This is a genomic window from Candidatus Micrarchaeia archaeon (genome assembly GCA_041650355.1).
GTDB lineage: Archaea > Micrarchaeota > Micrarchaeia > Anstonellales > Bilamarchaeaceae > JAHJBR01.
Genome location: JBAZLI010000003.1, coordinates 1 through 25,834 on the forward strand (window position 1 = coordinate 1; position 25,834 = coordinate 25,834).

The window sequence follows — 25,834 nt, forward strand, 5'->3', positions numbered from 1 at the left end:
GTCTCCGCGATATGGCTCCCCACCATCCCGGTGGCCCCCGTGAGGAACACGTTCTTTCCGTTCCAGAATTTGTCCATGCAATCACCAGACTTTCCAGGGCGCCTTTCCGGAAACCCAGAGCTCCTCGAGGTCGTTCTTGTCCCTGAGTTTGTCCATGGGCTTCCAAAAGCCGGAGTGTCTGTACGCCATCATACCCCCTTCGGCAGAAAGCTTTTCCGCCGGTTCCCGTTCCCAGGCGGTTTCGTCCCCTTTTATGTAATCGAACACAGCAGGCTCAAGCACGAAGAAGCCGCCGTTTATCCAAACGCCGTCGCCCTTGGGCTTTTCCGAGAAATTTTTCACGGATTCCCCCTCGATGTTCAGCACTCCGAAGCGGCCCGGCGGCTGCACCGCAGTCACAGTTGCGGGCTTCCCGTGCTTTTTGTGGAATTGGACCAGGTCCCTGATGTTTATGTCCGAAAGTCCGTCCCCGTAAGTAAGCATGAATGCACCGTCTATGTACTTCTGGACTTTCTTCACCCTCCCGCCAGTCTGCGTTTCCAATCCTGTATCCACGAGGGTGACCTTCCAGTCCTCGCTGTGCGTGTCGTGCACTTCCATCTTGTTGCTTTTCAGGTCTATTGTGATGTCCGAGCGGTGCAAAAAGTAGTTGGCGAACCATTCCTTTATCATGTAGCCCTTGTAGCCGAGGCACACCACGAACTCGTTGAAGCCGTAGTGCGAGTATGTTTTCATTATGTGCCACAAGATGGGCATGCCGCCTATTTCGACCATGGGCTTCGGCCTCACGCTGGTCTCCTCGCTCAGCCGTGTGCCCAGCCCCCCTGCAAGAATAATAGTCTTCATATAGCCCACCTACCTAAGTTCTGCGGGAGTTTTTTTAAATAGTCTGATTAAGCTCCTTGAATTTTTTTATGCCCTTGGGAGTCCCTATGTCGTATATGGCGCATTCGGTTTCATAAGCCAGCAGCGCACCTTCATAAGCCAATTTCGGGAAAATCTCCCTTTCCAGGCTTATCTCCATCCTCTTCGCGTAATCCGGGAGGTCCTTCCTCCTGATGAAGCACATGCCAGTGTAAACCTTTCCCTTTCCTTCGGTCGATTTCTCCATGAATTCGGCCACTTTCCCGTCCGCAGTCCTGACCGCCCCCCGCGCCTTCCTCTCCTCGTTGGAGAGCAGGAGCGCGCTCCTGTTCCTGTTCTCGCAGAAGGACATGAAGCCCCGGAGGTCGAGCGGATAGAGGAAAGTGTCCCCGTTGCACACGAAGAAGCGGTTCGGGAGGTCCTTCTTCATGTAAATCAGGGCCCCGCCGGTTCCGAGCGGCTCATCTTCCACGAGCACATCCACATTGTCATCCTTGAATTTGAGGAATTCCTCGCCTTTGTAGCCGGCAAGCAGTATTATCCTGTCGAAATGGCCCGAGTAAAGCCTTATGAGGTGCGAAAGGAACGCCTTCCCGTTTACCTTTATGAGCGATTTCGGGACCTTTCGCGTGATTGCACCAAGCCTTCTGCCCTTTCCACCGCACAATATGTACAGAATGCGCATAATCCTGTTTTTCAGCAAATATTTATAATCGCGAATGCTATTAATATCGGATTTCTGGGGAAACTTATGGTTAAGACGATAAAATCGCGCGCACCCATGCGCATAAGCTTCGCAGGCGGAGGCACTGACGTGGCCCCGTTCAGCGACGAGTACGGGGGCGCGGTGCTCAACACCGCGATTTCCAAGTACGCCTACGTGACGCTCATCGAGAGAGACAGCGGCATAGTGCTCAAGTCCTCGGAATACATTCCGGGGCTCCAGTACAACGAGAAGCGCGAGCTTGTGGAAGACGGGAAGGTTGACATACTCAAGGCGACGATAAAGAACTACCTGCACAGCAGCAAGGGGATGGAAATTTCCTTCTTTCTTGACGCGCCCAGGCGTTCTGGTCTCGGCGCATCGGCATCGGCGTTCGTGGCGCTGCTTTCAGCGATAAACCAGGCCGAATCCCTGAGCATGACCCGGAAGAGGATTGCCGAGGAGGCGTGGCGGCTGGAGCGCGAGGAGCTCAACAACATCGGGGGCAAGCAGGACCAGTACGTGAGCGCCTTCGGCGGGATAAACTACCTGGAATTCTCTTCGAAGGGCGTGGACGTTTTCCCGCTCAGAATGGATGACAGGACCGCGATGGAGATGGAAAGCAGGATAATAATATTTTATTACATGCCTAGGGACGCCTCCGGGGCCGTGCTCGAAAGGCAGATAGCGAACGTGATGGAAAAGAAGAAGGAGACGATAGACGCGCTTCTCAGGAGCAGGGAGATTGCAAGAGAGATGAAGCAGCTGCTCCTGAACGGCGACGTTGAAGGGGTGGGGAGACTTCTCGACGAGGGCTGGATGGAGAAGAAGAAATTCTCGGATTCTATTTCATCCCCGGAAATTGATTCGCTCTACGCCCACCTGAAGGAGAAGGGCGTCATCGGGGGGAAGATAAGCGGCGCAGGCGGAGGGGGCTTCATGTTCGTCCTGTGCGAGGAGAACAAAACTCTTGACGTTTACTATTACCTGCTCGAGCTTGGGCTCTCGCCCATATTCCTGAGCATAGACAAAAGGGGTGCGGCGACATGGGCGTGAGCGAAGGGAAGAAGGGCCTCGCGGAGGCGCTGGAAAAAATCAGCGGGGCGGAAATAGTTGAATGCTCCGCGGCGCTTGCGGACGCGCTGAAGCGCGGGAACAAGATACTTATTGCGGGCAATGGAGGGAGCGCAGCCGACGCCCAGCATTTCGCGGCTGAATTGGTGTGCACATTTGAAGACAGGGGAAGAAAGGCGCTTCCCGCATATGCGCTCACCACGAATTCAAGCGTGATGAGCGCGTGGGCGAACGATTTTTCCTTTGATTCCGTATTCAGCAGGCAGGTTGAAGCGCTCGGGAGCAGAGGGGACGCGCTGGTTTCCATCACCACGAGCGGGAAATCCAAGAATATTCTACTTGCGATGGAAAAGGCGAGGGAAAAAGGGCTGAAGAACATCCTGCTTTCAGGAAAAGGCGGAGGGGACGCGGCGAAGCTCGCGGACATCGCGATAATTGTTGATTCGAGCAGCACGCCCCGCATACAGGAATGCCACATATTCTGCATACACGAGATATGCGCGATTCTGGACAGGGAGTTCAAAGATGAAAAATAAGGCGCTTTTCCTGGACCGGGACGGGACGATAATCGAGCATGTGCCCTATATAAGCGACCCTGCGAAAGTGGGGCTCGTAATGCCCGTAATCCGGAAAATGCTGGAGTTCCAGCGCAAGAATTACCTCGTCATAATAATAACCAACCAGTCTGGAATCGCGCGCGGATTTATAACGCAAGAGGAGTATGATGCAGTTAATACGAAGATGCTCAAGCTGCTCGAAATCGCGGGCGTAAGAATAACCGGTATTTTCATGTGCCCTTCGCATCCTGATGAAAAAGACCCGCGGAGGAAGCCGAACCCAGGCATGATCCTGGAAGCGGCGGAGAAATTCAACATCGACCTGCCCGAGTCAATCATGGTCGGGGACTCAGAGAACGATTTGGAGGCCGGGAAAAGGGCTGGAGTGAAAATATCGCTTCCGGTCGCGAAATTCCTTAATTTCTCACTCTGAGCGCATGAGCATCCACACGATTTCCACGTGCGAGTCCTTCATGCCGACGCGCCTGAAAGCAGAGCGCAGGAGCTCTATGTCCTCCTTTCCGAAAGCCCTGAGGAGCGAGAGGAAGACGAAATAAATGGCGCAGCAAACGAGGAACAGAATTCCCAGGACTCCGAACTGCCATACCTTCTGGAAAGCCGGGCTGGAAGCTATTTCAGCCGGAAGAGGGACGCTGAACCCGAATAAAACCGCGAAATAATCCTTCAGCAGGAGGAAAGCGCCCAGGGCCAGGAGGGCGGCAAGGAAGGGGCGCACGCTGCCGGCTAGGAAAGTGCCGCCCGCGAACTTTCTGGAATAGTAAATCAGCAGGAGCGAAACCGAGATAAGGGCGATTGCTGAAGCGAACGCCGCGCCCTCCATCCCGTAGCCGGGTATGAGCAGGACATTGAGAACCACGTTGAGGAGCGCTCCGAACACCGCGATTCCCAGTTCCACTTTCATCAGCCTCATCGCCGCAAGGACCGAACTGTGAACCGTGCTCGCGGTCCTGAGGAACACCCCTATTGTGAAGATGGAGAGCACAAGCGCCCCGGATGCATACGCAGAGCCGTAGAAAAGCACGAGTATCTCTTTCGGGAGCGATATGAGCAGCATCGCCGCCGGAACCATGAGTATGAGCACCCAGCGCGTCGCGAACGTCGAGCTTTCAAGCATCTCTTTCTTCTTGCCCTTCGCATAAAGCTCGGATATTATCGGAAGGAATATGTTGCCTAGCGCGGACGGGAATATGGAGACCACCCCTCCGAGCGTGGTAGCCATTGCGTACACCGCTATTACGCCCGCGGCCTTTGAGGGGTCTATCATGTATCCCAGCATTATCCTGTCGCTCGACGAGATGAGGATCCACATCGCTGTTATGACCGAGAGCACGGCTCCGAAAGGGACCGCCTCCTTCAGCGCCTCCACCTGGTCTTTCAAGCTGACTTCCGAGGCTATGCCGCTCTCATCAATCATCTTCTTCACGTACCAGAAAGAGAGGAGGGCCGCGAGCACGAACGAAGCCACATAAGCAGCGGTGAGGCTCAGCACGCTGGAGCCGATGAAAACGAAAAGCAACACAGTGAGCACGAGCTTGAGGGCGTGCTGGCTGTTGGAAAGCAGGACCTGCGTCCGCACGTTCTTCATGCTCAGGAGCGAGTAGCTGTTCAGGTTGAGCAGGCTGTTCACGAGCACGAAGAACGCGAGCACCTGCATTACTATTTCTAGGTCCGGATTCCCGGCGCTCTCTGCGATGTAGGGCGCCCCTATCATTATGAGAATGCCCATGAGCACCGAAAAGAAAGTGACGAACCAGTATGCGCCCCTCAGCAGCGCATATGCCTTCTTTTTCTCGCCTTTCCCCATATAGTACGGTATGAAGCGTGTGAAGGCCGCGAACAGTCCCAGATCCCCGAAAATCCCGAGTATGCTTATGAAGCCCAGTCCGAGGTAGAAAGTGCCTATGTCCTGCTGGCTGAACAGGCGCGTGGACACCATAAGGTAAACGAAAGAGATGATTTTGAAGAACAGGTTGCCGACAAGGCCCCACACAGTGCCCTTCACGACCGTTTTTTGTTCCTCGAGCGCCATCGCACTACCTTTTTACAATCTGGTTTCACTTCTCCACCTCTATTTATTAAATTTCTTCAATATTTATTTCCGGTCATTCTCATGAAGCTAGGCCTTGAAATCCACCAGCGGCTGGATACGCACAAGCTTTTCTGCAGCTGCCCAGCGAAAGAGGGCAGAGGCGAGCCCAAAAAAGTCGTGCGCACGCTCCACCCGGTTTACAGCGAGATGGGCGAGGTGGACAAAACATCCCTTGCGGAAGCCGAGAGGGAGCAGACTTTCGAATACCTGTTTTACGATGACTGCTGCTGCCTCGTGGAGCTTGATGAGGAGCCGCCGCATCCGCTTAACGCGGAAGCCCTGCGCATCGGGCTTGAAATCGCGCTCCAGCTCAAATCCAGGCCCGTGGACGAAGTGCACGTGATGCGCAAAACAGTGATAGACGGGAGCAACACGTCCGGATTCCAGCGCACAGCGGTAATCGCGATGGGCGGGAAGGTGGAAAGCAAGAACGGCGACGTGCGCGTGAGCACAGTTGCAATAGAAGAGGAGAGCGCGGGCATAGTTGAGAAAAAAGGGGGGAGAGCGATATATTCACTCGATAGATTAGGAATTCCGCTGGTCGAGATAGGGACCGAGCCGGACATAAAAAGCCCCGAGCACCTCAGGGAAATTGCCGAGAAAATAGGGCTCATGCTCAGGGCTACGGGGAAGGTCATGCGCGGCCTCGGAACGATAAGGCAGGACGTGAACGTGAGTGTGGAAGGCGGCGCGCGGGTTGAGATAAAAGGCGCCCAGGACTTGAAATCCATTGCGCTTATTGCGGAAAACGAGGCGAAAAGGCAGGAAGCCCTGCTTGCGACAATAAGGGAAGTTGGGAAAAGATTCGGCGGAAAAGCCGAGTTGAGCGGAAAAATCCTGGACGCGAGCGATTTGTTCAAAGGGACTCAGGCGAAGCTTCTGAAAGCCGGACTGGATTCAGGGCAGAAAGTGCTTGGAATGAAGCTGGAAAGGCACGCAGGGCTGCTCGGAAAAGAGATAAACCTGGGCAGGAGGTACGGAACCGAGCTGAGCGACTATGCGAAAACCGCTGGCGTGAAAGGGCTGATACACAGCGACGAGGACATGGAAAAATACGGAATTGCGGATAAAGAGCATGCCGATATTTGCAGGATGCTCAAAATGGAAAAAGAGGATGCGTTCGTGCTTGTGGTCGCGCAGGAAGGCGTTGCAAAAAAAGCCCTGGAAAAAGCGCTTGCGCGGGCAAGGATGGATTTCATCCCGAAGGAAACCAGGAAAGCCAACGCGGACGGCACCAGCTCGTTCATGCGCCCTCTTGCAGGGCGCGCGAGGCTTTATCCCGAAACCGACATCCCGCCGGTGCGCGTAAGCGCGGAACTGCTCGATGAAACAAGGTCCGGGGCTTCCGAGAGCCTGGAGCAGAAGAGGGAGAAGCTTCTCAAGCTGCTCAACAAGGATATGGCAGAACGGATGCTGCGCTCCAGGAACCTGAATGTTTTCGAAAAGCTGGTTGAGATGAAAATCGAGCCTACGCTTGCAGCCGCGACTCTGGAGGATACGCTCACAATGCTCAGGAGGGAGGGCGTGGAAGTAGGCGGGGAGCATGTGCTCGCGCTTTTCGCAGAGTACCAGAAGGGGAGCTTCGTGAAGGCCGCGATACCGAATTTGCTGAAGGAAACCGCAAGAGGAAAAAGCTTGGAAAATGCCCTTGACGAGAAGCAGCTGCGGAAAATAAGCGGAGCGGAACTAAGGAAAATAATAAGGGAAAACAGCAAAAGCATGGCCGCGATAATGGCCAAGTACCGCCTGCGCGTGGATTCAAAGGAGGTTGCGGAGCTGATAAAGTCTATGTAACTATGGTTACATTCAATCCTTCAGCGCCCGCTCAACTATTTTTTCGCTCTCGCCCAAATAAGTAGAGTAATCGAACAACTTATCCACTTCCTTTTTGCCCATCTTCTTCCCAGCTTCGCTCGCGGCAAATAATACCCTGAGATGTTTCCCTTCCCTGAAAGCTTTCTGGCTCAGCTCCCGCACGCATTCGTGCGCCTCCTGCCTTCCCATCATCCCTCTTTCCGTAATTGCAATCATCAGTCTCTCGGCCATTATCAGGCCGTTGGTGAGCTCCAAATTCCTCTTTATGTTCGCAGGGAAAAATTCCAGGCCCTCGAGTATCGCAGTAAGCTCCTTCAGCATGTAGTCCAGCACTATGAAGCTCTCGGAAAATATGAATCTTTCGTTCGCCGAGTTAGTCAGGTCCCTCTCGTGCTCCAGCGCGATGTTCTCCATCGCAACCGCTACATTCCCCCTTACTACGCGCGCAAGGCTGCACACTCTTTCGCTCTTGTGCGGATTCCTCTTGTGCGGCATCGTTGAGGAACCCACCTGCTTTTTTCCGAAAGATTCCCCAACCTCCCCAATCTCCGTGCGTTGCAGATTCCTCAGCTCCTTCGCGATTTTCTCGGCTCCAGCCGCAGTGAGCGCCAATATCCCCAAAATCTCGGCATGTCTGTCTCTCTGCACGATTTGCGTCGCGACCGGCGCAGGCTCCAGCTTCAGTTCATCCATCACCAGCTTCTCAATTTTCTCCCCCTCCCCTTTGAACGTCGCCATCGTTCCCACAGCTCCGCTCATCTTCCCCACGAGAATCCTTTTTTTAGCCTCCTTGAGCCTCTGCAGATTCCGCCCTGCTTCCTGGTAATAAAGCGCGAATTTCATCCCATATGTAGTAGGAGTTGCGTGCTGGCCGTGCGTCCTCCCTATGCAAATAGTTCCCTTATGCGTAACCGCAAGTTTCTTCAGCACAACCCTCAATTCCTTCAGCCTTTCCTCAATCTGCGCAATCGCATCCCTGAAAATGAGCGCAGTGGCAGTATCCTCAATATCGTAGCTCGTGGCCCCCAGATGCACGTACGCACCCGCGCCCCCTGCCTGCTCGCTGAGCGCCTTCACCATAGCCATCAAATCGTGGTGAATCTCATCCTCGATTTCATTCACCCGTTCCATTTTAACCCGGGCCTTTGCACCCTCTATTTTCCCGACTGCATCCCTGGGAATATTTCCCAGCTTCGCATGCGCCTTCACAAGCGCAATTTCGACATCCATCCACCTGTCCAGCTTCGTCTTGTCGCCGAAAATCCCGCTCATCCCGGTCCTGTACCTTCCGTCCAAAGGTGAAACGATATCCATAAGCATCCCAATTCCCTTATCGGAAACCGCATTTTAAAGCTTAATCCACGAACATAATTCCATGTACTCTTCAAAGATTTCCGCGATGCTGAAGAAGGCAGGGATTTCCATAGGCGACCTAGTGAGAATTGAAAAAGCCGGCCACACCCACGAAGGCATACTCATGCCCCGCGCAGGAGAGAGCGATGAGCTGGTGCTCAAGCTCGAAACCGGCTACAACATAGGGATAACTCTTGAAGGCGCGAAGATGGTCCTGATAGAAAAAACTCCAAAGAAACCCGAACCCAGCGAGAAATCCCATCCTCGCGGCGAAATCGCGATTCTCGGCTGCGGAGGCACCATCTCTTCGAAAGTGGACTACAAGACCGGCGCAGTTTCCCCTGCATTGAGCCCTGAGGACATTTCCAAATCCTTTCCGCTCCTTAATTCAATAACCTCTTTTCACACTCTTTCCCTTTTCCAGCTCCTCTCCGAAGACATGACAGTGGGGCACTGGAAGAAAGCCGCAGAAGCTGTCGCAGAAGAAATCAAGCAGGGCTCCAAGGGCGTCGTGCTCATGCACGGAACGGACACGATGCATTACACTTCAGCCGCGCTGAGCTTCGCGCTCCAAAATCTCCCGGTTCCAGTAGTGTTCGTGGGCTCCCAGCGTTCTGCGGACCGGCCGAGCAGCGACAACGAGCAGAACCTCCTGAACGCGGCACTCGTTGCGAAATCCGGCATCGCGCACGCGGGGATATGCATGCACGCTAATTCCAGCGACGATTTCTCCTATTTCCATTTGGGAACAAAGGCGAGGAAAATGCACACTTCCCGCAGGGACGCGTTCAAGTCCATAAACTCCCTGCCGCTCGCAAAAGCAGACTACAAGACAGGCAAAGTCGAGCCGCTCATCCAGGATTACAGCAGGCGCGACGAGAAAAGAAAGCTTGAGATGCACAACCACTTCTCTGATAAAGTGGGAATGCTTTACATGCACCCTGGCATAGACCCTAAACTTGTAGAGGCGTTCTCCGAATATGACGGTTTGGTGCTCGTGGGGACCGGCCTGGGACACATGCCTGCAAACCTCGGGAACGACAAAATGAGCAAAAGCCTTGTTCCCGCAGTGAAATCACTTATTGATTCCGGAATCCCGACCGTGATGAGCTCCCAGACGATTTACGGGAGGATAAACATGGACATCTACTCGACAGGCCGCGCGCTCCAGCAGGCGGGGGTCATAGGCAACGGCGCTGACTGGACTCCTGAAACCGCGTTCGTCAAATTGAGCTGGGTTCTCGGGAAAGAGAAGAAGATGGAAAAAGTGAAGGAGCTGATGATGAAAAACATCGCGGGGGAAATAAGCGAGCGCACGAATTACGAGGAAAAATTCATTGATATCTAACCTTTCCATCCGCCATCTATTTCACGCATGATCTTTTGCGTGCTCTTCTTTGATTTGAATGTGCCTGCCAGCTTCTTTAGCTTAATTATTTTTTTGTCAGGTTTTTCCTGCTTCTGGCCCATCCAATCATCTAAAGGGCCTTGAATTTCTTCTCAGTGGCATCATCCCGAATCCGCTCTGCATCGCAAGGCTCTTCTGCGCCCTCTCCAGCTCCAGCGGGTCAAGCGCAGCCCTCAAATCCGCCTCGATGAGCACCGCAGGATACGCGTAGCTCCTGTTTATCCTGGAAAGCGAATACACGAACGACGCAATCCCGCTGAAATCAGGGGAAAAGAATTCCACCCTGAGCGGCCTGTCCCCTTCCACGGGCTTCAGGTACATCGCGTTCAGCGCAGACCCGTATTCCCCGAAATCCCTGAGCACCGAGTGCCTCTTTGCATCCGCAGTATATTTGAAAGCGAAAGTGCGCTCCCCTTCCCTGAGCAAATGGCTCAGGAAAACAGAATCCGAAGTGTGCACGTCCACCTCCGCTCTCACTATATCCACGAACCTTTTCGCCCTGCTGTCCTTTATCACTCCCACCATTTCGCATTTCCCTTCCTTCGCGCTCTCAAAAAGTTTTCTGTACAATCTCACCAGATTGTGATACTCATACGCAATGTCACTGTCATCCGGAGGCTTGTCCGAAGGGAGCGGAACCAGCGAGCCGTCCATGAGCATGAACTTCGGACTCTTTTTCTCAATCGCATCAATCGCGCACTCGATTTCCTTCCTTAGCCTGAACAGCGACCTGAACGCCATCACCTCGCGCTCATCCAATCCCAACTTTATTTCGTAATCCGGCTCCGGGAACGCGTTGGGCAGGTACTCGTGCGAAACCAGACCAGAATTGTTGTAATCAAAAAGCGCAGCCGCGGCCCTTGCAATCACCAAATCCGTCCCGTGCATTTCCTGGGCCAATAAACCGCCATCCACAGCGCCCACCAATCCATCCACTTTCACTTCCTTGAGCGGATGCACAAGCTCCTTTTCCAGCGCCTCGACAAAAACGTGGTTTGCCACCCTGAATTTCGCGGCTTTCCCCCTGATTTCATCCTCCATCGCACGTATGTGCTCAGCCGCGGCCTTGATTTTTTCGAGCATAGTTTTAAATTCCGATTATAAGTTATTAACCCTTATGGGCATTCTCGATTCCCTCAGGGCAAAAAATTCGGATTTGAAGCAGGCGATAGTGGTGCGCACTGATTTGGAGATGGGCAAAGGCAAGGCAAGCGCCCAGGTCGCGCACGCCTCGCTCTCCTCTTATATAGATGTAGAGCATACCGACCATTCAATCGCGGAAAAATGGATTGACGAGGGGATGAAGAAGATAGTATTGAAAGTGAAGGACGAAAAAGAGCTTTTCCTGTATTTCCAGCACGCCAAGGACGCAGGGCTTCCGGTTTCCATAATAAGGGATGCAGGCCTTACACAAATAGAAAGCGGAAGCGCCACATGCTTCGCCATCGGCCCCGCACCTTCATCAGACATAGACAAGATAGTGGGAAAGCTCAAGCTCCTCTGATGCGTGCTTTCGCTGCCTCCACGGGCTTATTTTTAATCATTTGGCGCCTAATCCATCCATGATACTTTCCGACAAGGACATAATGGCGTACATGCGCAAGGGCGCGATAAAAATCCGGCCTTTCAGGAAAGAGCAGCTCGGAACCGCGAGCGTGGACCTCACCCTTTCAGGCAAATGGGAATTCTTCAAGAAGAAGCTCCTCGGAGCCCAGGTGGACTTGGAAAAAGTGCCTTTCCGTGAGGCAGTTGAAAAAGTGCATGCGGATTACGCCATCCTGGAGCCGGGGCAGATTGTGCTCGCGGAAACCCTGGAGAAAATCACGCTACCGGCAAACATAATGGGCAAGCTCGAAGGCAGGAGCAGGTACGCGCGCATGGGCCTCTCAGTGCACATCACGTCCGCGATAGTGCAGCCCGGCTCCAGCAACCACCAAATCCTTGAAATACTGAATTCAGCCCCGTTCGCAATAGTCCTGCACAAGGGAATGCGCCTCTCCCAGATTGTTTTCCACGAACTGAAGAGCCCGAGCTCGAAGCCCTACGCGAAATTCGGAAGCATAGCGAGAAACCAGTGAGCGCATGGAAGAAAAATGGAAGGGCGCAGCCGAAATCCTGCTCGCAGCCTTATTGGCGTTTTTCTCGTTTCTGCTCAGTCCCTGGCTCGCCCAGAACTTCGCGCCGTTTGGCTACGTGGGCGTTTTCCTTTTCTCCGTCTTCGCGTCTGCGACAATTTTTCTCCCTGTCCCATCCTGGATCCTGGTGTTCTCGCTTGCCCAATCTTTCAACCCTCTGCTCCTTGGCATATCCGCCGGCCTGGGTTCGGGCATTGGCGAGCTCAGCGGCTACCTTGCCGGGCGCGGAGGAAAATACCTGATCGGCGGCGACAAGACCGCATTTTTCGAGGAACATAAAAAATGGATAGTGAAAGCCGAGTTCCCCACCTTATTCATCGTGTCGTTCCTGCCCAATCCTTTTTTCGACATAGCCGGAGTCGCCGCAGGAATCCTTAACGTTCCGCTCTGGCGCTTCCTTCTGGCAGTGGTGCTGGGAAAAATCCTGCGGTTCACCCTGCTTGCATATTTCGGAATCCAGATTCTCGGAGCCTTCGGGCTGATGTGACCGCATGCCCAAATTAGTAATCCTGGACCTGGACGAAACCCTGCTCCGCATTCCAGCGGACTGGGAGAAAGTAATGGCAGAAGTGATTGAATACGGCAGAAGCCAGGGCGCCGCGTTCAACCCTTCCGACCAGGTAATCCCGCTCTCCTCCGCAGTTTCCAGCACGCCTGAGCGCAAATTGGAAGTGGATTCCATATGGCGCAGGCACGAACTCTCTTCAATTGAAAAATCCGGCGTCGTGCGCTACGCGAAAGCCGAGAGTTTCGTGAAAAAAATGAAGAAGCGCGGCATGCTTCTCGCGATAGCCTCGAACAACACCCACGCAACCGCGGAGAAGGCGCTGGCTCTCGCTGGGCTCTCGCAGTTTTTCGACTTAATAGTGTGCAGGGACGACGTTCATGAAACAAAGCCCGGCCCGGAGATGCTCCTCAGAATCCTGGACAGGTTCGGAATCGCAAAAGAAGAAGCTGTTTTCATAGGCAACAGCGAGACGAGCGACGCACCTGCAGGAAAAGCCGCAGGCGTAAGAACGCTCATAGTGAAGCCGGATTCCGCATTCCCGCAAATTGAATAAATCCTGCCGAAGCGTGTTAAAATATAGTTTTTTAAGTTCTTCCCCCATATATCTTTTTGTGGGTGGATGGACGCAAAACGTAGCCTAACTAGAAAAGATCCAGGCACTTACAGAGAGGGCTACAATAGCACCCCTAAACACGGCCCGCTGATTCTCCATCCGCTGCTTGACAGCATGCTCGCCGTGAATCCGGCCCAATTCATAAGCCGGAAGATAGATGAAACGCTCGTAAAGATTCCGGGCGCTCTCAAAACAGACCAACCGATATGGACGTTTGAAGTCGTAGTTTTTCCAAAGCCCTATGGCGCTTTTGAAAAGGGCGTGGATATAATAGACCCGATAACAGGCTGGATTTTCCCGTGGATGCAGATACCCGGAAGCGCCTTCGGGGTTAAAGGCATTGCCCTTCAATTCATTCCTTCCTTATCGGGCAGCGGTGAAGGCACCGTTGTAAGCCCCAGAAATTCAAAAGCCATCATTACGGTGGAAGATTTTATTCAAGGGGCCATGGGCGAGGGAGCTGTGCATCCAGGCTCTCGTTTGGCCACAGTCAAGGCGGCAACCGGAAATCAGCTTCGCACGCTCAAGCGGCCACCCACCGAAGGAATACGCATTGCAACTAGATGTGCATTTGACTGGAATCTCATAAGCCTTGCGGACCATCCGGATAAAGAAAGGTTCTGGCTCGTATTTTTGCAGCCCATCGCCAAATCCATGGTGCCCGAATCATCCGAACAAAAACCTCCGGATTCCACGTCAAGCAGGATTCCGAAAAGAGTTGACATACAACCCGATTCTGAAGTCGAAGTATTGATGCACGGGCTTAAAGAAGTACTGGGCAAATGAGCGCCCGCCCCCTAATCCTGAAAAGAAAAAAGTGCAGGAGTCATTTTGGCTGTTGCCAAAAGTTCCTTCATTTTAAAAATAAAATGCAGGGAGCAAGATTGTCAGCTTGCTGGCAATTTTTGGTCGCCAGACCAAAGCTTTTGAACTTGCGCAGCTGCTAGAGCACCAGACCCTGAATCTGGCACGTTTGACCGGGCTCCGCCATCCCTGCACCATATCCCTTTCTTTTTAGAAAAAAGAAAGGTCTGAGGTCTTTACCCCAAAGAAAAACTATCTTTGAGGTTAATATCAATAGCCCCGACCGGATTTTCTCTACTCCCGCTGCCGATAAGCGAACGGGGGTATCCAGGAATAAGGGGGTTCCTTTCAAACAAAATAAAACCCCCTGTCTTTCGAACCGGTGTCACAAGGTCCAGAGCCTCGTATCCTTGACCGCTAGACTACGGGGCTATTGCAGATGACTTACTCTGCAAAAGTTTTTATATATCCCGCCCCCATCTACAATAAGCAGCAATTACGATTTGTATTGGAGGTGTTCGAATGGCATGGGAAGTCCTTGTTGGTTGCGCGCCCGTGGTGGCAATAGGCGCTCTGGCGATTGCGGCCGCTTCAATAAAGATAGTGATGCAGTACGAAAGCGGGATAGTGTTCACGCTAGGAAAGTTTTCAGGCATTGCGAACCCCGGGATAAATTTCATCATCCCGCTGATACAGAGCATGCGCAAGGTGGACACGAGGATACTCACGATCGACATTCCCAAGCAGGAAGTCATGACCAAGGACAACGTGCCGATGGGCGTTAACGGCGTCGTATTCTTCAAGGTGGAAAACGTGGAGAAAGCGGTGCTCCAGATACAGGATTACCACTATTCCGTTTCCCAATACGCGCAAACAGCTTTGAGGGACGTGATAGGCAGCAAGGAGATGGACGCCGTGCTTTCCAACCGCGACGAAGTCGCGAACGAGATAAAGATAATAGTGGACAAGGAAACCACGGAATGGGGCATCGACGTCACCAACATAAAAATCCAGGACATCGAGCTTCCAGCGGACATGAAGCGCATAATGGCGAGGCAGGCCGAAGCCGAGAGGGAGAAGCGGGCCAAGATAATAGAGAGCGAGGCCGAGCTCATGGCATCGGAAAAGGTGGCGAAGGCCGCGCAGATGCTTGCCAGCACTCCGGGCGGGTTGCACCTAAAGACGCTCCTCACGATTTCCAACGTCGCGGCGTTCGACGGCAACTCGGTGGTTTTCGTGACTCCGATTGAATTGCTGGAAGCGATAAAGGGCTTTACGGGCATGAAGAAAAAGCAATAGCCCTTTTATTCTTTTTTATTCCTATTATACTACTATTTCTCGGGCTGGTAGATCAACGGCAGATCGCATCGTTCGCATCGATGAGGCTGAGGGTTCAAATCCCTCCCAGTCCATACCCATATCCCCTTTTCTTTTGACTCAGCGGTCGACTATTCGACCGCTTCGCCGTAAAAACCTTCGGTTTTTCCGGAAAAGAAAAGGGGCTGAGGGTTTCACCCCTAAAAGAAAAACGGCTTGAATTGCATTTCGACCACAATTTGCCTCGAAACGTCGAGGCAATCCCCCAAAAAGAAAACTATATATTCTATATCTGTTTATCCTGCTTGGGTGGATTTATGGGATTGATTCAGGAATTCAAGGATTTTCTGCATGAATACAAGGTGATGGGGCTTGCAGTGGCTTTCATCATGGCCGTGGCCACGAACACGCTCATAAAGGCGCTCGTTGACGACCTGATAATGCCCTTTGTAGGCATAGTGCTCCCGAATGGCGATTGGAAAACCGCGACTCTCGCCCTAGGGCCGCTGCTCCTGAAATGGGGCGACTTCCTGAGCGCGCTCATAAACTTCCTGATAATGGCATTCGTGGTGTTCATCATCGCGAAGATGGTGCTCAAGGAGGAGAAAGTGACAAAGAAATAATTTTCCTTTTTTGTTGTATTTGTAAATTCGAACGCGGTTCTCATTTACAAATGCCCAAAAATTTTTGCTAAAATTTCTGGCATGCTTTTTTAAATCTGCACATCCAAAACATTTTACTTCTATACATCTATTCATCAGTGATGCTGGATGATTCCTAACATATACCAGGGCGATTATCGCAGGCTGATAATATTCCCGCTCATACTCCTGGCCGTTTCGGCGTTCTTCATTCCGCAGATAAAGCTCGGGGTGGACTTCCAGGGAGGAACCCTCATCATAATAGACCTGGAGGAGCACGTGGACGCGGACCAATTGCGCAACAGCCTCGCGTTGGAAGGCCTCTCAGGAACCGTGAAAGTGTACACCACCTCATTCGGGGAAAAAGCCGAGGTGGAAATCCCGCAGAATCCGGATTTGGTGAAAGCGGATTCCTTGATAGGCCTGTTCAACACAAAACTGGAAGAGGTTTCCAGGCTGGAAGCCCAGGCGAACGCCAATTCCTCGTACATGGGCCAATACCTTGACGAGCGGAAGAACCTGAACAACATTTCCAATTCCTTATTCGCGCTCGCAGGCAACGACACGAATGCCGGGGATTTCGAAAACCTGAACGCGCTCAAGTCCGCTGTTTCAGCTTCTTACCGTTCAGTCTACGACAATTACAAATCCACAATCTCCAAGTCAATAGACAAATACGTGAAATACAGCTCGTTCAGCATACAGAGCGTCAGCCCGGCGCTTAGCGCCCAGTTCATAACCAACGCCCTCAACGTGGCGGCAATAGCAGCAATCCTCACCACCATCCTGGTATTCATCTTTTTCAGGGACTTCATACCCAGCATCGCGGTCATAACTGGCGCGCTGTGCGACGTGTTCATCGCATTGGGCGCGATGGGGCTCTTGGGAATCCCGTTCACGCTAGCTTCCTTCGCAGCCCTGCTGATGATCCTAGGTTTTTCGCTGGACACGGACATACTGCTCACGATGAGGATGCTCAAGCGCGCAGGGGACCCCAGGGAAAAGGCGTTCGACGCGATGAAGACCGGCGTGACGATGAGCGTCACCGCGTTCTTCTCATTCCTCATACTTTACCTGATAAGCATGTACACGCACATCGCAATCTATTCCGAAATCTCGGGAGTCGCGCTCGCGGGCCTGTTCGGCGACATATTCGCCACATGGTGCATAAACGCGGTCGTGCTCCTGCTTCACGTGGAGGGAAAATTATGATAGCTGACCTGCTCAAGGAAAGGAGGAACCAGCTCCTGCTCGCGCTCTTCGCGCTCTTCCTAGGCGGCACTTTGCTCTATTCCAAATACTCCGGGCTCATACTCCTGTTCGCGTTCTTCCTTTTCGGGACTTTCTCCACCGTGTGGAAGAACAAGAACGCGCGCTTCCTTTCCCTAGCGCTCCTGATAGTGCTTTCATTGGCCAACGTCGCGTTCAACGGCGTGAAATTCGGGATAGACTTCTCAGGGGGAACCAGGATACCAGTGGTGCTCGAGCACTCAGTGAGCGAGTCCACCATGACCGAAATGGTGCAAATAATAAAGAGCAGGGCCTCGGTCCTCGGTCTTACGGAAGTGAAGGTCCGCGCGGTCGGAACCTCGCAGATAGACGTGGAGGTTCCGGGCACGGACGAGAACCTGATAAAGAGCATAGAGGATGTCCTGAGGCACCAGGGTGTTTTCGAAGGGATAGTGGACGGTAAAGTCGCGCTTAGCGGCGAGGACATACTTCCTGGAACCATATACTCCATATCCGCGACCCAGCTGAGCGGAGCTGACTGGGGCGTGGGATTCTCAGTCACCAGGAGCGGCGCTGACGCGTTCGCCCAGACGGTGAAGGGGAAAGCAGAGTACCCATTGTACATGTTCCTCGACAGGCCCAAGGACGCGGCGATTTTCATCTCCCTGGAGGACCTCAAGGGAGGCAAGACCATCGCGGACAAGGACGTGCTGGAAATGGCCAACAAGTCCCTGCGGCTCGACGGGGACGACATCCAGCTTTTCATACTGGACGATTTCGGCTACAACGCGACCGCGAACGGCACTAAGGCCCTGGTTTCCGCGAACTTGGACAATTCCACCAAAGAGAAAATACGCTCGCTCGGCTTCAACGTCACCGAAGTCGAGGACATAAAGCCGGTGTTCAGGACCGGCGCTTCGGCCCGCGACTCGGCGATGGAGCAGTGGCCCGCGATAGGGCTGCTTTCAGCGCCCCGCCTCTCCGCCGGAGTGACCAACGGCGTGCCTTCCTACGGATACTCCATAACAGGCGCGGCTCAGGGCGTGGGCACCGAGCGCGCGGTGAACGCGCAGAACGAAGTGAAAAAAATCACCTCGATTTTGAAAGGCGGCTCGCTTCCGGTCCAAATCTCATTGGGCAGCAGGACCTCCATCCCTGCGCCGCTCGGACAGCAGTTCCTCCAGCTCAGCCTCCTGGGCATACTCGCATCCATAATCGCGATATCCCTTTTCGTTTCGGTGCGGTACAGGCACTGGAAGCTCGTGCTCCCCATAGTCGCGGTGAGCATTTCCGAGCTCATAATACTCGTTTCCCTGCTCGGCTCGTTCACAATTGATTTGGCGGGCATGGCCGGAATCCTCGCGGCCCTAGGAGTCGGAGTGGATTCGCAGATAGTCATTACCGACGAACTGGCGAAGAAGGACGGGAAGAACCACGAGGAAAAGCTCTCGCACGCGTTTGACATCATAACGACCAACGTCGCTGTCGCGGTTGTTGCAATGCTGCCCCTGCTTTTCAGCGGCATGGTAGAGATAATCGGGTTCGCGCTCTCCACCATAATAGGCTCACTGCTCGGATTCATGCTCTCCAGGCCGGTCTACGCGCTCCTCGTGGAGAAGCTGATGGAATAAACAATTTTTGACCCTCAGTCCCCTAGCGCAAGCCATATAAATCTTTTCGCCGTAACCATATATGGTGATGTGTATGCTCAAAACCACAGTGCTTCTCCGCGAAGACGTCTACGAGATGCTGGTGCGGGAGTTCGGGAAAAGGAACGTCTCCAAAGGCATAAACGAGTACCTGTTCGAGCATATGTTCACTGAGAATCAGAAAGACATGTTCGCCAAGGACAAATGGCTGCAGAAAGCAGGAACCAGGGACCTGAGGGACCACCATGAGCGTGACCTTTGACAGCTATGCCTGGATAGAATATTTTTCCGGGAGCACGAAAGGGGAACGCGTCAGGCGCATTGTGGATGACACAGGGCAGATATTCACGCCTTCCATCTGCCTGATGGAAATAGTTTCAAAATACATCCGTGAGGGAAAACCTTTCGCGGACAGGGCGGATTTCATCATGTCCCGCAGCAGTATAATAGACATCACCAAGGAGATTTCCCTGCTTGCGGCCGAGCTCAAGGAGAAAGAGAAGCTGCCTGGAGTGGATGCCCTAATATACGCGTGCGCCCGGTCCAGGAGTTCCAACCTGCTCACCGGAGACCAGCATTTCCGCGGCAAGGACGGAATAGATTTCCTGGATTGAACAAAACACGCATTTATATTTTTGCATTTCCATCCTACTTCGGGTGCTGCTATGGAAAAACTCTACGAAGATGCGGAAACCGGATGCTGCCCGCGGTTCGACCCCGGACCCTGGGACAAAAAGCGGATAACCTGGAAGAACAAGCTGTTCCTCAAGGACCGCGTATTAAGCATTTTTCACATCCCGCTGAATTTCGGCCAGGTAATCGTGAAGAACATGGAAATGATACAAAAGGCGGACGCGCTTTCTCCCAAGCCGCTCATGCTCTCGGACGAGAATTCCATTTTCGGAAGCGACGTGTACATCGCAACTTCCAAGGAAGTCCCGGGCGCGAACATGGTGAAGATTTCCGGAACGTTCCTCTCGAAAGTTTTCGAAGGCCCTTACCAGGACATGGGCAAATGGATTGCCGAAATGCACGAATACGCAAAATCGGAAAAGGAGGAGCCCAAGAAAACGTATTTCTTCTACACCACCTGCCCGAACTGCGCAAAGCACTACGGCAAGAATTACACTGTAATTCTAATGCAGGTCTGACGATTTGCCCCAATCGAAATAGTTCTATTCCTTCACGACAGTTCCGTTGTGCGATTTTCCTTCAATGGCTTTCTTCACGTCCTCAAGGTTCCTTCCATTCACGAAATGGGCCTCGATTTTGGAGCGCGCGATGAGCTTGCACGCCAGCAAATCGAACACGAAGTTCTCCCCTGCCCTGCGCGAATCCCCCTTTGTCGCCAATTCAATCAGCTCCGCGTACTTCATCCTCTGGAACTTCTTAGCCTTGGGGTTGTTCCTCGGGTTCGAATCGTAAATCCCATCCACGTTGCTCATGTTCACGAGCCTTTTCGCGTGCAGCGCCTCTGCAAGCAAAGCGGAATCAGTGTCCGTGCTTATCCCGGGGATGGTCCCGCCCATGACCACGATCCTGTGGTCCATCGCAGCGTTGCGCGCCTCGTTGAAATTCGTGATCACTTTGGGGTGCGCGTGCCCTGCGAGCGCGCCTCTAATCAGCGCGGCGTTCTGCCTGGTGCTCACAATCGCTATCTCGTCCGCCTCGAATTCGTTCGAGCCCAGCTCGCGCGCCGCCTGCGCGTAAATCCTCGCGGTCCTCCCGCCCCCTGTGACAATCCCGAAATTCAGCCTGCTTTCAGCAAGAACCTTCACCAGCTTCTTCACGAATTCCGCGTCCGGCGTGCCTTCGGGGTTTATTATGCCCCCTCCAAGAGAAAGAACTATCCATTCAGCCATGCAATCACGCGTTTATTTGTTCGCCCATATTTTAAACGTTTGCCGGCCTTAACCTATCCAGGTGTTTTGATGCTTGACATAAAGGACATAGAAAAAGCGCTGATAAAAAAAGAGGCAGTTCTCGACGAGCTGATAAGGAAGAACAGGGAGATAGTGCGCACCACCGCGAATTCCATCAAGGAGATGCACGCCGGAAAGCCCGCAGAGGCGAAGAAGCTCCTGGATTCAGCGGAGAAGGAGATGCGCGCCCTCTCGGCTTTGGTTTCCGAACACGGCATGGACTCCCACCACATAATGCAGGAGTACGCCGAGGCGCGAATACTTCTATTTGCGATAGAGCGGAAAGAGCTTCCTTCCAGCACCGACCTTGGCGTAACTCCTGAATCCTACCTGAGCGGGCTCCTGGACTGCATGGGCGAGCTCAAGCGCGAGATGTACGAGTCCCTGCGGAAAGGGAAGCGCGAGGACGCTGAGTACTTCTTCGGGCTCATGGAAAAAATCTACGACGAGCTTTTGCCGCTCAAGTTCTCGTCCGCGCTCCTTCCGGATTTCAGGAGGAAGCAGGACGTCGCGAGGATGCAGATAGAACAAGCCAGAGGCGAACTTTTATAAATTTTTTAAATGATTTAGGACCGTGAAAACATGAAAAAACTCCTCCTGCTCCTTCCGGCGCTGCTCATTCTCCTCGCCGGCTGCCCTGGGACGCCTCCGGACCAGCCCCCGCAGCAGAACATCACCATTACCCATGTGAACGTGAGCCAGTTCACCGTTACCATGGAAACGGAAACGATAATAACCGGCGAAAACGTGATAGTGATAAACAACACCCAAAACGAGACCAACACGACCGCGAACAGGAGCATACCCGATTACACTTTCAACCCGAACCAGACGCTCGCGGTTTATTTCATAAACGTCTCGTACATAAAGGATTGGTCCCCCAACGCGAGCAATGAGCGCCAGGGCGAGGCGATACTCCTGAAAAAAGGGGATGCCGACATACTCATAGACGCAGGCCCGAAGGAGCGCGCCGTTTATCTGGTAAACTTCCTGAGGGAAAAAGGCGTGGATGATATAGATCTCCTGGTTTCCACGCATGCGCGGCCCGAGAACTACGGAGGGATGGACACGCTCCTGGACCACATAGATGTGGAAATGTTCCTCTGGACAGGCTACGACGGCGGGGATTCCGCCTACGCGGCGGCAGTCCAGAAGGCCAAGAGCGAAAGCAGGAAATCCATGGAATCCAAGTACCTCCAGAACATCAGCATAAATGGAATAAACATCCTGGTGATAAACCCCCGGGACGGCGACGCGCGCTTCAAGTCCATAGACAACGACGGCATAGTGCTCAAGATAACCGACAGGAACTTCTCGCTCATGACCACCGGGGACATAGCCTACGGCGCGCAAACCCTGATAGCCAATGCTCCGGACTACAGCCCTGCGTGCAACGTGCTCCAGATACCGAATTCCGGCCTTGGGACAGGGAGCTCGCAGATAGACGTGTTCCTGGTGAAGGTGAAGCCCCAGTCCGCGATAATAACCGGCTCGCATTTCGACCCTGCGAACGAGCGCTATTCGCTGACCGAGCGCCTCAAGCTCAGGAACATCACCTACTACACTAATTTCCAGAACAAATCAACCAATGTGGTGAAAATAGTCACGGACGGCTACACCTACTCAATTTTGACCAGCTAGATTTTGCCGGAAAAAAGAAACGGGTGAGTGCAGGAGCAAGGCAAGCTGAAGACAAGAGATAAAGGATGAGAAAGATAAAAAGACAAGGGAAAATAGAAAAAAAGGTCCGGAAAAAACAGGAAATAAGGCTAAAAGAGAAAAAGAAATGCTATTTCAGGAACTTCGCGATCTCCTTCTCGCTCATCGTCACGAACTTCTTCCTGCTCCCTTCGACATAGGAGATTTCCACGTTTTCCCCCTGGAGCTTCTCCTCGCTGGTCTTCTTGAGCGCGTTGAGCGCGAGCCCTATCGCATCGTCCAGGCCCATGCCATCCTTGTACCCCTTTTCCAGAATCTCGTCCACTTCCTTTTTCCCGCTCCCTATGGAATCGGCCTTGAACCCGGTCATCGCCCCTGAAGGCTCGGCCTCGTACAGCCTCGGCCTGTCGTCATAACCAGCTATGAGCAGGGAAACACCGAACGGCCTTATCCCGCCGTACTGCGTGTAAACCTGCATGAGGTCGCAGATGTCCCTCGCAATGGTCTCCACGGGTGCCGGCTCGCTGTAGCTCAGCCTGTGCTTCTGCGCCTCCAGGCGCCCTGTATCCACCAGCTTCCTCGCGTCCGCGATGAGCCCGGAAGCCGTGAAGGCGATGTGCGAATCTATGTCGAACACCTTCTTGAGCGAGTCCGGCACTATGAGCTTGCTGTAAGTGCTTTTGTGCGCTATGAGCGCGACGCTGTCCTTCGCGACTATTCCTATCGCGGTTGCGCCTCTTTTCACTGCCTCCTTTGCGTATTCAACCTGGAACAGCCTGCCGTCCGGGCTGAACACAGTGATGGCCCGGTCGTATGCCTGCGGAGAAACCCCGTACATAAATTCACCTCGTTAATCTCACTCCTAAATTAGTTTCACCGGTATTGTGAACCTATTTCATATATAAATCTATTCATTCTTATTGCTGAACGGGAGGTAATAATGCGGCTTGTTCATCTGCTTTACGCATCACTTTTCGTTCCGCTGGCTTTCGCCTACACACTGGAGCAGCTCGCGCTTCCGGCATTGTGCATTTCCGCATTCGCGATACTTCTGGCAATCGCGGCTGCCGCCTTCATATACTATAATGCAGAAAATAAAGAAGAGAGCCAGGAAGAAGAGCGTTCTGATTCAATCCAGCCGGAAAAACCCGCACACAGCCCGGCCTCCGGCGCCCATCCAGCCCATGCGGCTTCTTTGGCCCGCCAGGCACAGTCCGAGCCAATCCCGGCCCATAACTCCGGGCGCAAAATGCTCATGGCGCTTTTCGTGCCTGCGCAGAAATCCAACGGCTGGAAATCAGAAACAAGGGCCCGGATGTTCAGCATCTCAGAGAACTAGCAATCATTTCCTCTTCCTGGATTTCGCAGGGCTTTTTTTCACGTTTCCCCTTGGTCCACGCTTCTCCTTCCTCCCTGGCCCGCGCTTCGCTTTTCGGAGCTTGCGCGAAGTTTTCACCGAACCTCCACGCATGCGCGGAAGCGCATTCCTGATTGCGGAAGATATCCCCTCGTACACGTTCTCGTCCACCACCCCCAAGTAAATCCCCTTGCCGAAAGGGGTGGGCTGCTCCGCGTTCGCGACCACGACGCGCACCTTCTTCCCTACCTCCAGCCCGCCGAGCTCAGCCCTGGAGCTTTCTATTTCCCCGCTCCCGTTGAGCGAGTATATGTCCAGGTGCGTCGGAGTGGCCAGCACGAGCACGCTCTGCTCCGGGCTGCCGCCCCTCTTTATCGCGCATCCGCAAACCATTTCGTAATCAGGAATCTCCATGCCCTTCGCGCGCTCCGCGAGGTCCGAAGTCTCGAACGCCCCCTCGTTCCCGTTGAAGGAAAGCCCGTTGGTTATGCGCGTGACGCTCCTGTGCGGGTCCACCATGCTCCTTTCAACGGTCCATTCGTTCACTTTCAGGAGCTCTTCGCTCAGCTCCAGATTGAATTTCAATTGCTTCAGAATCCTGCGCCTCGCCAGCGCCCTCGTATTCAATATCATCTCCGCGATTTCCGCCTGCTTTATGTTCCCCTCCATTGCATTCCCGGGCGCATGCGCTTCGCTGAATTTTTTCCTTTTTTCTCGTTCCTTTACAGCAAAAGCTTCCCGCCTCTTCGCGAGCTTCATGCGTTCCATGGCGGAATAAATGCGCACATAATTTAAAAGCCTAATTCCGCCCGGCCATCGGCTTGCAATAGTCCGCAAATCATCCATCTCCAGGAGTTTTTCCTCGGCGCCTTTATACTCCGCTTTTCGCCCTGCGCGTGTGTGGGATTTGGTAAATTTTAGGTAATTCTACGTCGTAAAAATGCGTTTTCCCTGATGCAGAACATTTATAAAGTGTAATGGAAAAAGCTGTTTATCCGCCGGTCTCTGCACATAGAGCTGGCGTGATTTCTGTGGAACGATGCGTTGGACGAATGATTCTGCGCAATTGCCGCGCTTGAAGCATTGCTTCTGTGCGGCCTGATATTGAAACGATGGTGGTATGAATGGATGGAAACTCAACTTGGAAGTCTGGTTTGACAGCTTTGCTCGTGTTCGCGTTCTTCGCGGGCGCGCTTTTCGCCGATGCACCCACTGTGGGCACGGTATACGTGAGCGGGTTCAACGCCACCGGACAGGTGGTATTCGCCTCATTTGAACTTGCCGGAGGCGACCCGAACGTCACTTCCTGTCACTACAATCCAAGAATAGGCATAGCCGGCTGGCACCTGATGAACGAGTACAACAACATCCATCTGCTCTGCTACGACTCCAATGCCGACCTCCATGAAGCCCCTTCGCTCGATACCATACGCGTCCAGGCCACCAACGCGAACGGCACCGGCGAATCGCCAGCCAACGTAACTCTTGATATATCGCCTCCAAGCACCTGCGACGTTTCAGCCATAGACGAGCTTTCAGCTTATGCTTATGTCACCGGCACTACGATATACTATAATAACATATCAGCCGGCGATTTCAACGTAACCGTTGATGCTGCCGACGACGACTCAGGAATCTACTACGTAAGCTTCCCGGGCACGGTTTCCAACGGAGACTACGCATACAGCGTCCCCTACCTGCTTAACTATAACTGGACCACATCCAGCACCGCGACCTTCAATCCGGCAACAGCGACCTGCTACGACAACATGAGAGTGAACAACGACACCACCACGTTCAGCGTGATTCTGGACAACACCGCGCCGGTTATTGGAACGGTTTCCATAGTTCCATCCTACTTCAACGGGAGCATGCGTTATGTTTCAATACTCTCCAACATATCCGCTACAGCCAGCGACAGCGGCTCAGGAATCAATGAATCCACCTGCGAATACTACACTGATGGAAGCACCTGGACTGCGGCAGACGGCTACACCGGCGGCGAGTGCTATGAAACTGACGCTGACACGTCCGCGGCAAGCGAGATAAACATGCGCGTATGGGACAACGTCAACAACTCGGACGCAGACAACGGAACCCCGCCCCCCGTTGACG

30 protein-coding genes and 3 tRNA genes are annotated in these 25,834 nt (G+C 53.3%); 22 read left to right on the forward strand and 11 right to left on the reverse strand.

Features of this window, described 5'->3' with window-relative positions; translation table 11 throughout:
- Positions 1-81: 81 nt before the first annotated feature.
- Positions 82-846: a glucose-1-phosphate cytidylyltransferase gene (gene rfbF, locus WC488_00405; GenBank protein ID MFA5076876.1), complete on the reverse strand. Its 765-nt coding sequence runs from the start codon at positions 844-846 to the stop codon at positions 82-84.
- A 34-nt stretch (positions 847-880) separates the two neighbouring features.
- Positions 881-1,549, reverse strand: a complete 669-nt coding sequence (locus WC488_00410; protein MFA5076877.1) for an NTP transferase domain-containing protein — start codon at positions 1,547-1,549, stop codon at positions 881-883.
- A gap of 66 nt (positions 1,550-1,615) precedes the next feature.
- On the opposite strand from WC488_00410, the gene WC488_00415 reads away from it, so the two are divergent.
- The 3 genes from WC488_00415 to WC488_00425 are packed head-to-tail and all read left to right on the forward strand — an operon-like array spanning position 1,616 to position 3,631.
- On the forward strand, positions 1,616-2,623 hold the full coding sequence (locus tag WC488_00415; GenBank protein ID MFA5076878.1) for a hypothetical protein: 1,008 nt from the start codon (positions 1,616-1,618) through the stop codon (positions 2,621-2,623).
- Positions 2,614-3,177, forward strand: coding sequence for an SIS domain-containing protein (locus tag WC488_00420; protein MFA5076879.1), 564 nt, complete (start codon positions 2,614-2,616; stop codon positions 3,175-3,177). The genes WC488_00415 and WC488_00420 overlap by 10 nt, the downstream gene beginning before the upstream one ends.
- Positions 3,167-3,631 carry an HAD family hydrolase gene (locus WC488_00425; protein MFA5076880.1) on the forward strand — a complete coding sequence of 155 codons (465 nt, stop codon included), beginning with the start codon at positions 3,167-3,169 and terminating at the stop codon, positions 3,629-3,631. The genes WC488_00420 and WC488_00425 overlap by 11 nt, the downstream gene beginning before the upstream one ends.
- On the opposite strand, the gene WC488_00430 is transcribed toward WC488_00425, so the two are convergent.
- Positions 3,623-5,248, reverse strand: a complete 1,626-nt coding sequence (locus WC488_00430; protein MFA5076881.1) for a flippase — start codon at positions 5,246-5,248, stop codon at positions 3,623-3,625. The genes WC488_00425 and WC488_00430 overlap by 9 nt on opposite strands.
- An 81-nt stretch (positions 5,249-5,329) precedes the next feature.
- Here WC488_00430 and gatE point away from each other — a divergent pair, with 81 nt between their 5' ends.
- Complete coding sequence (gatE, locus tag WC488_00435; protein ID MFA5076882.1) at positions 5,330-7,102, forward strand: Glu-tRNA(Gln) amidotransferase subunit GatE; 1,773 nt, start codon at positions 5,330-5,332, stop codon at positions 7,100-7,102.
- 12 nt (positions 7,103-7,114) lie between these two features.
- Here gatE and purB read toward each other — a convergent pair whose 3' ends face one another.
- The gene (gene purB, locus WC488_00440) at positions 7,115-8,437 is read right to left on the reverse strand and encodes an adenylosuccinate lyase (protein MFA5076883.1); all 1,323 of its coding nucleotides are present in this window, start codon (positions 8,435-8,437) and stop codon (positions 7,115-7,117) included.
- 61 nt (positions 8,438-8,498) lie between these two features.
- On the opposite strand from purB, the gene gatD reads away from it, so the two are divergent.
- Positions 8,499-9,824 carry a Glu-tRNA(Gln) amidotransferase subunit GatD gene (gene gatD, locus WC488_00445; protein ID MFA5076884.1) on the forward strand — a complete coding sequence of 442 codons (1,326 nt, stop codon included), beginning with the start codon at positions 8,499-8,501 and terminating at the stop codon, positions 9,822-9,824.
- Here gatD and WC488_00450 read toward each other — a convergent pair.
- Together WC488_00450 and WC488_00455 are read right to left on the reverse strand one after the other, a co-directional pair.
- Positions 9,821-9,946: a hypothetical protein gene (locus WC488_00450; GenBank protein MFA5076885.1), complete on the reverse strand. Its 126-nt coding sequence runs from the start codon at positions 9,944-9,946 to the stop codon at positions 9,821-9,823. The genes gatD and WC488_00450 overlap by 4 nt on opposite strands.
- Positions 9,947-9,950: 4 nt before the next feature.
- Positions 9,951-10,967, reverse strand: coding sequence for a DNA double-strand break repair nuclease NurA (locus tag WC488_00455; GenBank protein MFA5076886.1), 1,017 nt, complete (start codon positions 10,965-10,967; stop codon positions 9,951-9,953).
- Between the two features lie 73 nt (positions 10,968-11,040).
- Between WC488_00455 and pth2 the strand changes: the two genes are divergently transcribed.
- The 5 genes from pth2 (at position 11,041) to WC488_00480 (ending at position 13,926) form a co-directional block, all read left to right on the forward strand.
- Entirely contained in the window at positions 11,041-11,388 is a 348-nt protein-coding gene (gene pth2 / locus WC488_00460) for a peptidyl-tRNA hydrolase Pth2 (GenBank protein MFA5076887.1), read from the forward strand.
- A gap of 58 nt (positions 11,389-11,446) precedes the next feature.
- Positions 11,447-11,962 (forward strand): dCTP deaminase, encoded by a 516-nt coding sequence (dcd, locus tag WC488_00465; GenBank protein ID MFA5076888.1) that lies wholly within the window; start codon positions 11,447-11,449, stop codon positions 11,960-11,962.
- 4 nt (positions 11,963-11,966) lie between these two features.
- Positions 11,967-12,506 (forward strand): VTT domain-containing protein, encoded by a 540-nt coding sequence (locus tag WC488_00470; protein MFA5076889.1) that lies wholly within the window; start codon positions 11,967-11,969, stop codon positions 12,504-12,506.
- A gap of 4 nt (positions 12,507-12,510) precedes the next feature.
- Complete coding sequence (locus WC488_00475; GenBank protein ID MFA5076890.1) at positions 12,511-13,080, forward strand: HAD-IA family hydrolase; 570 nt, start codon at positions 12,511-12,513, stop codon at positions 13,078-13,080.
- Positions 13,081-13,146: 66 nt separating this feature from the next.
- Positions 13,147-13,926, forward strand: coding sequence for a hypothetical protein (locus tag WC488_00480; GenBank protein MFA5076891.1), 780 nt, complete (start codon positions 13,147-13,149; stop codon positions 13,924-13,926).
- Positions 13,927-14,010: 84 nt separating this feature from the next.
- Here WC488_00480 and WC488_00485 read toward each other — a convergent pair.
- Both WC488_00485 and WC488_00490 read right to left on the reverse strand, forming a co-directional pair.
- Positions 14,011-14,137 (reverse strand) — tRNA-Leu (locus tag WC488_00485).
- A gap of 81 nt (positions 14,138-14,218) precedes the next feature.
- A tRNA-Gln gene (locus WC488_00490) sits at positions 14,219-14,376 on the reverse strand.
- A 90-nt stretch (positions 14,377-14,466) separates the two neighbouring features.
- On the opposite strand from WC488_00490, the gene WC488_00495 reads away from it, so the two are divergent.
- The 8 genes from WC488_00495 to WC488_00530 all read left to right on the forward strand — a co-directional run bounded on the left by WC488_00495 (position 14,467) and on the right by WC488_00530 (position 19,932).
- On the forward strand, positions 14,467-15,243 hold the full coding sequence (locus WC488_00495) for a slipin family protein (protein ID MFA5076892.1): 777 nt from the start codon (positions 14,467-14,469) through the stop codon (positions 15,241-15,243).
- A gap of 41 nt (positions 15,244-15,284) precedes the next feature.
- Positions 15,285-15,356: transfer RNA gene (locus tag WC488_00500), tRNA-Ala, on the forward strand.
- A 222-nt stretch (positions 15,357-15,578) separates the two neighbouring features.
- On the forward strand, positions 15,579-15,884 hold the full coding sequence (locus WC488_00505; protein ID MFA5076893.1) for an MscL family protein: 306 nt from the start codon (positions 15,579-15,581) through the stop codon (positions 15,882-15,884).
- Between the two features lie 147 nt (positions 15,885-16,031).
- On the forward strand, positions 16,032-17,114 hold the full coding sequence (locus tag WC488_00510; protein ID MFA5076894.1) for a hypothetical protein: 1,083 nt from the start codon (positions 16,032-16,034) through the stop codon (positions 17,112-17,114).
- Positions 17,111-18,763, forward strand: coding sequence for a hypothetical protein (locus WC488_00515; protein ID MFA5076895.1), 1,653 nt, complete (start codon positions 17,111-17,113; stop codon positions 18,761-18,763). Before WC488_00510 ends, WC488_00515 begins: the two co-directional genes overlap by 4 nt.
- 73 nt (positions 18,764-18,836) lie before the next feature.
- Positions 18,837-19,043, forward strand: a complete 207-nt coding sequence (locus tag WC488_00520; protein ID MFA5076896.1) for a hypothetical protein — start codon at positions 18,837-18,839, stop codon at positions 19,041-19,043.
- Entirely contained in the window at positions 19,027-19,395 is a 369-nt protein-coding gene (locus WC488_00525) for a type II toxin-antitoxin system VapC family toxin (protein ID MFA5076897.1), read from the forward strand. Before WC488_00520 ends, WC488_00525 begins: the two co-directional genes overlap by 17 nt.
- A gap of 51 nt (positions 19,396-19,446) precedes the next feature.
- Positions 19,447-19,932 (forward strand): hydrolase, encoded by a 486-nt coding sequence (locus tag WC488_00530; GenBank protein ID MFA5076898.1) that lies wholly within the window; start codon positions 19,447-19,449, stop codon positions 19,930-19,932.
- A gap of 24 nt (positions 19,933-19,956) precedes the next feature.
- On the opposite strand, the gene pyrH is transcribed toward WC488_00530, so the two are convergent.
- Complete coding sequence (gene pyrH, locus WC488_00535) at positions 19,957-20,643, reverse strand: UMP kinase (protein ID MFA5076899.1); 687 nt, start codon at positions 20,641-20,643, stop codon at positions 19,957-19,959.
- 69 nt (positions 20,644-20,712) lie between these two features.
- Here pyrH and WC488_00540 point away from each other — a divergent pair, with 69 nt between their 5' ends.
- Positions 20,713-21,255 carry a hypothetical protein gene (locus WC488_00540; protein MFA5076900.1) on the forward strand — a complete coding sequence of 181 codons (543 nt, stop codon included), beginning with the start codon at positions 20,713-20,715 and terminating at the stop codon, positions 21,253-21,255.
- Between the two features lie 30 nt (positions 21,256-21,285).
- Positions 21,286-22,344, forward strand: coding sequence for a hypothetical protein (locus WC488_00545; protein ID MFA5076901.1), 1,059 nt, complete (start codon positions 21,286-21,288; stop codon positions 22,342-22,344).
- 148 nt (positions 22,345-22,492) lie between these two features.
- Here WC488_00545 and psmA read toward each other — a convergent pair whose 3' ends face one another.
- Positions 22,493-23,200 (reverse strand): archaeal proteasome endopeptidase complex subunit alpha, encoded by a 708-nt coding sequence (gene psmA, locus WC488_00550; protein MFA5076902.1) that lies wholly within the window; start codon positions 23,198-23,200, stop codon positions 22,493-22,495.
- Positions 23,201-23,302: 102 nt separating this feature from the next.
- Between psmA and WC488_00555 the strand changes: the two genes are divergently transcribed.
- Positions 23,303-23,701, forward strand: coding sequence for a hypothetical protein (locus tag WC488_00555; protein ID MFA5076903.1), 399 nt, complete (start codon positions 23,303-23,305; stop codon positions 23,699-23,701).
- A 3-nt stretch (positions 23,702-23,704) separates the two neighbouring features.
- Here the strand turns inward: WC488_00555 and WC488_00560 are convergent, their stop codons facing one another.
- Positions 23,705-24,487 (reverse strand): hypothetical protein, encoded by a 783-nt coding sequence (locus WC488_00560; protein ID MFA5076904.1) that lies wholly within the window; start codon positions 24,485-24,487, stop codon positions 23,705-23,707.
- A gap of 356 nt (positions 24,488-24,843) precedes the next feature.
- On the opposite strand from WC488_00560, the gene WC488_00565 reads away from it, so the two are divergent.
- Positions 24,844-25,834: hypothetical protein (locus tag WC488_00565; protein ID MFA5076905.1), on the forward strand; the 991-nt coding region annotated here is incomplete at its 3' end.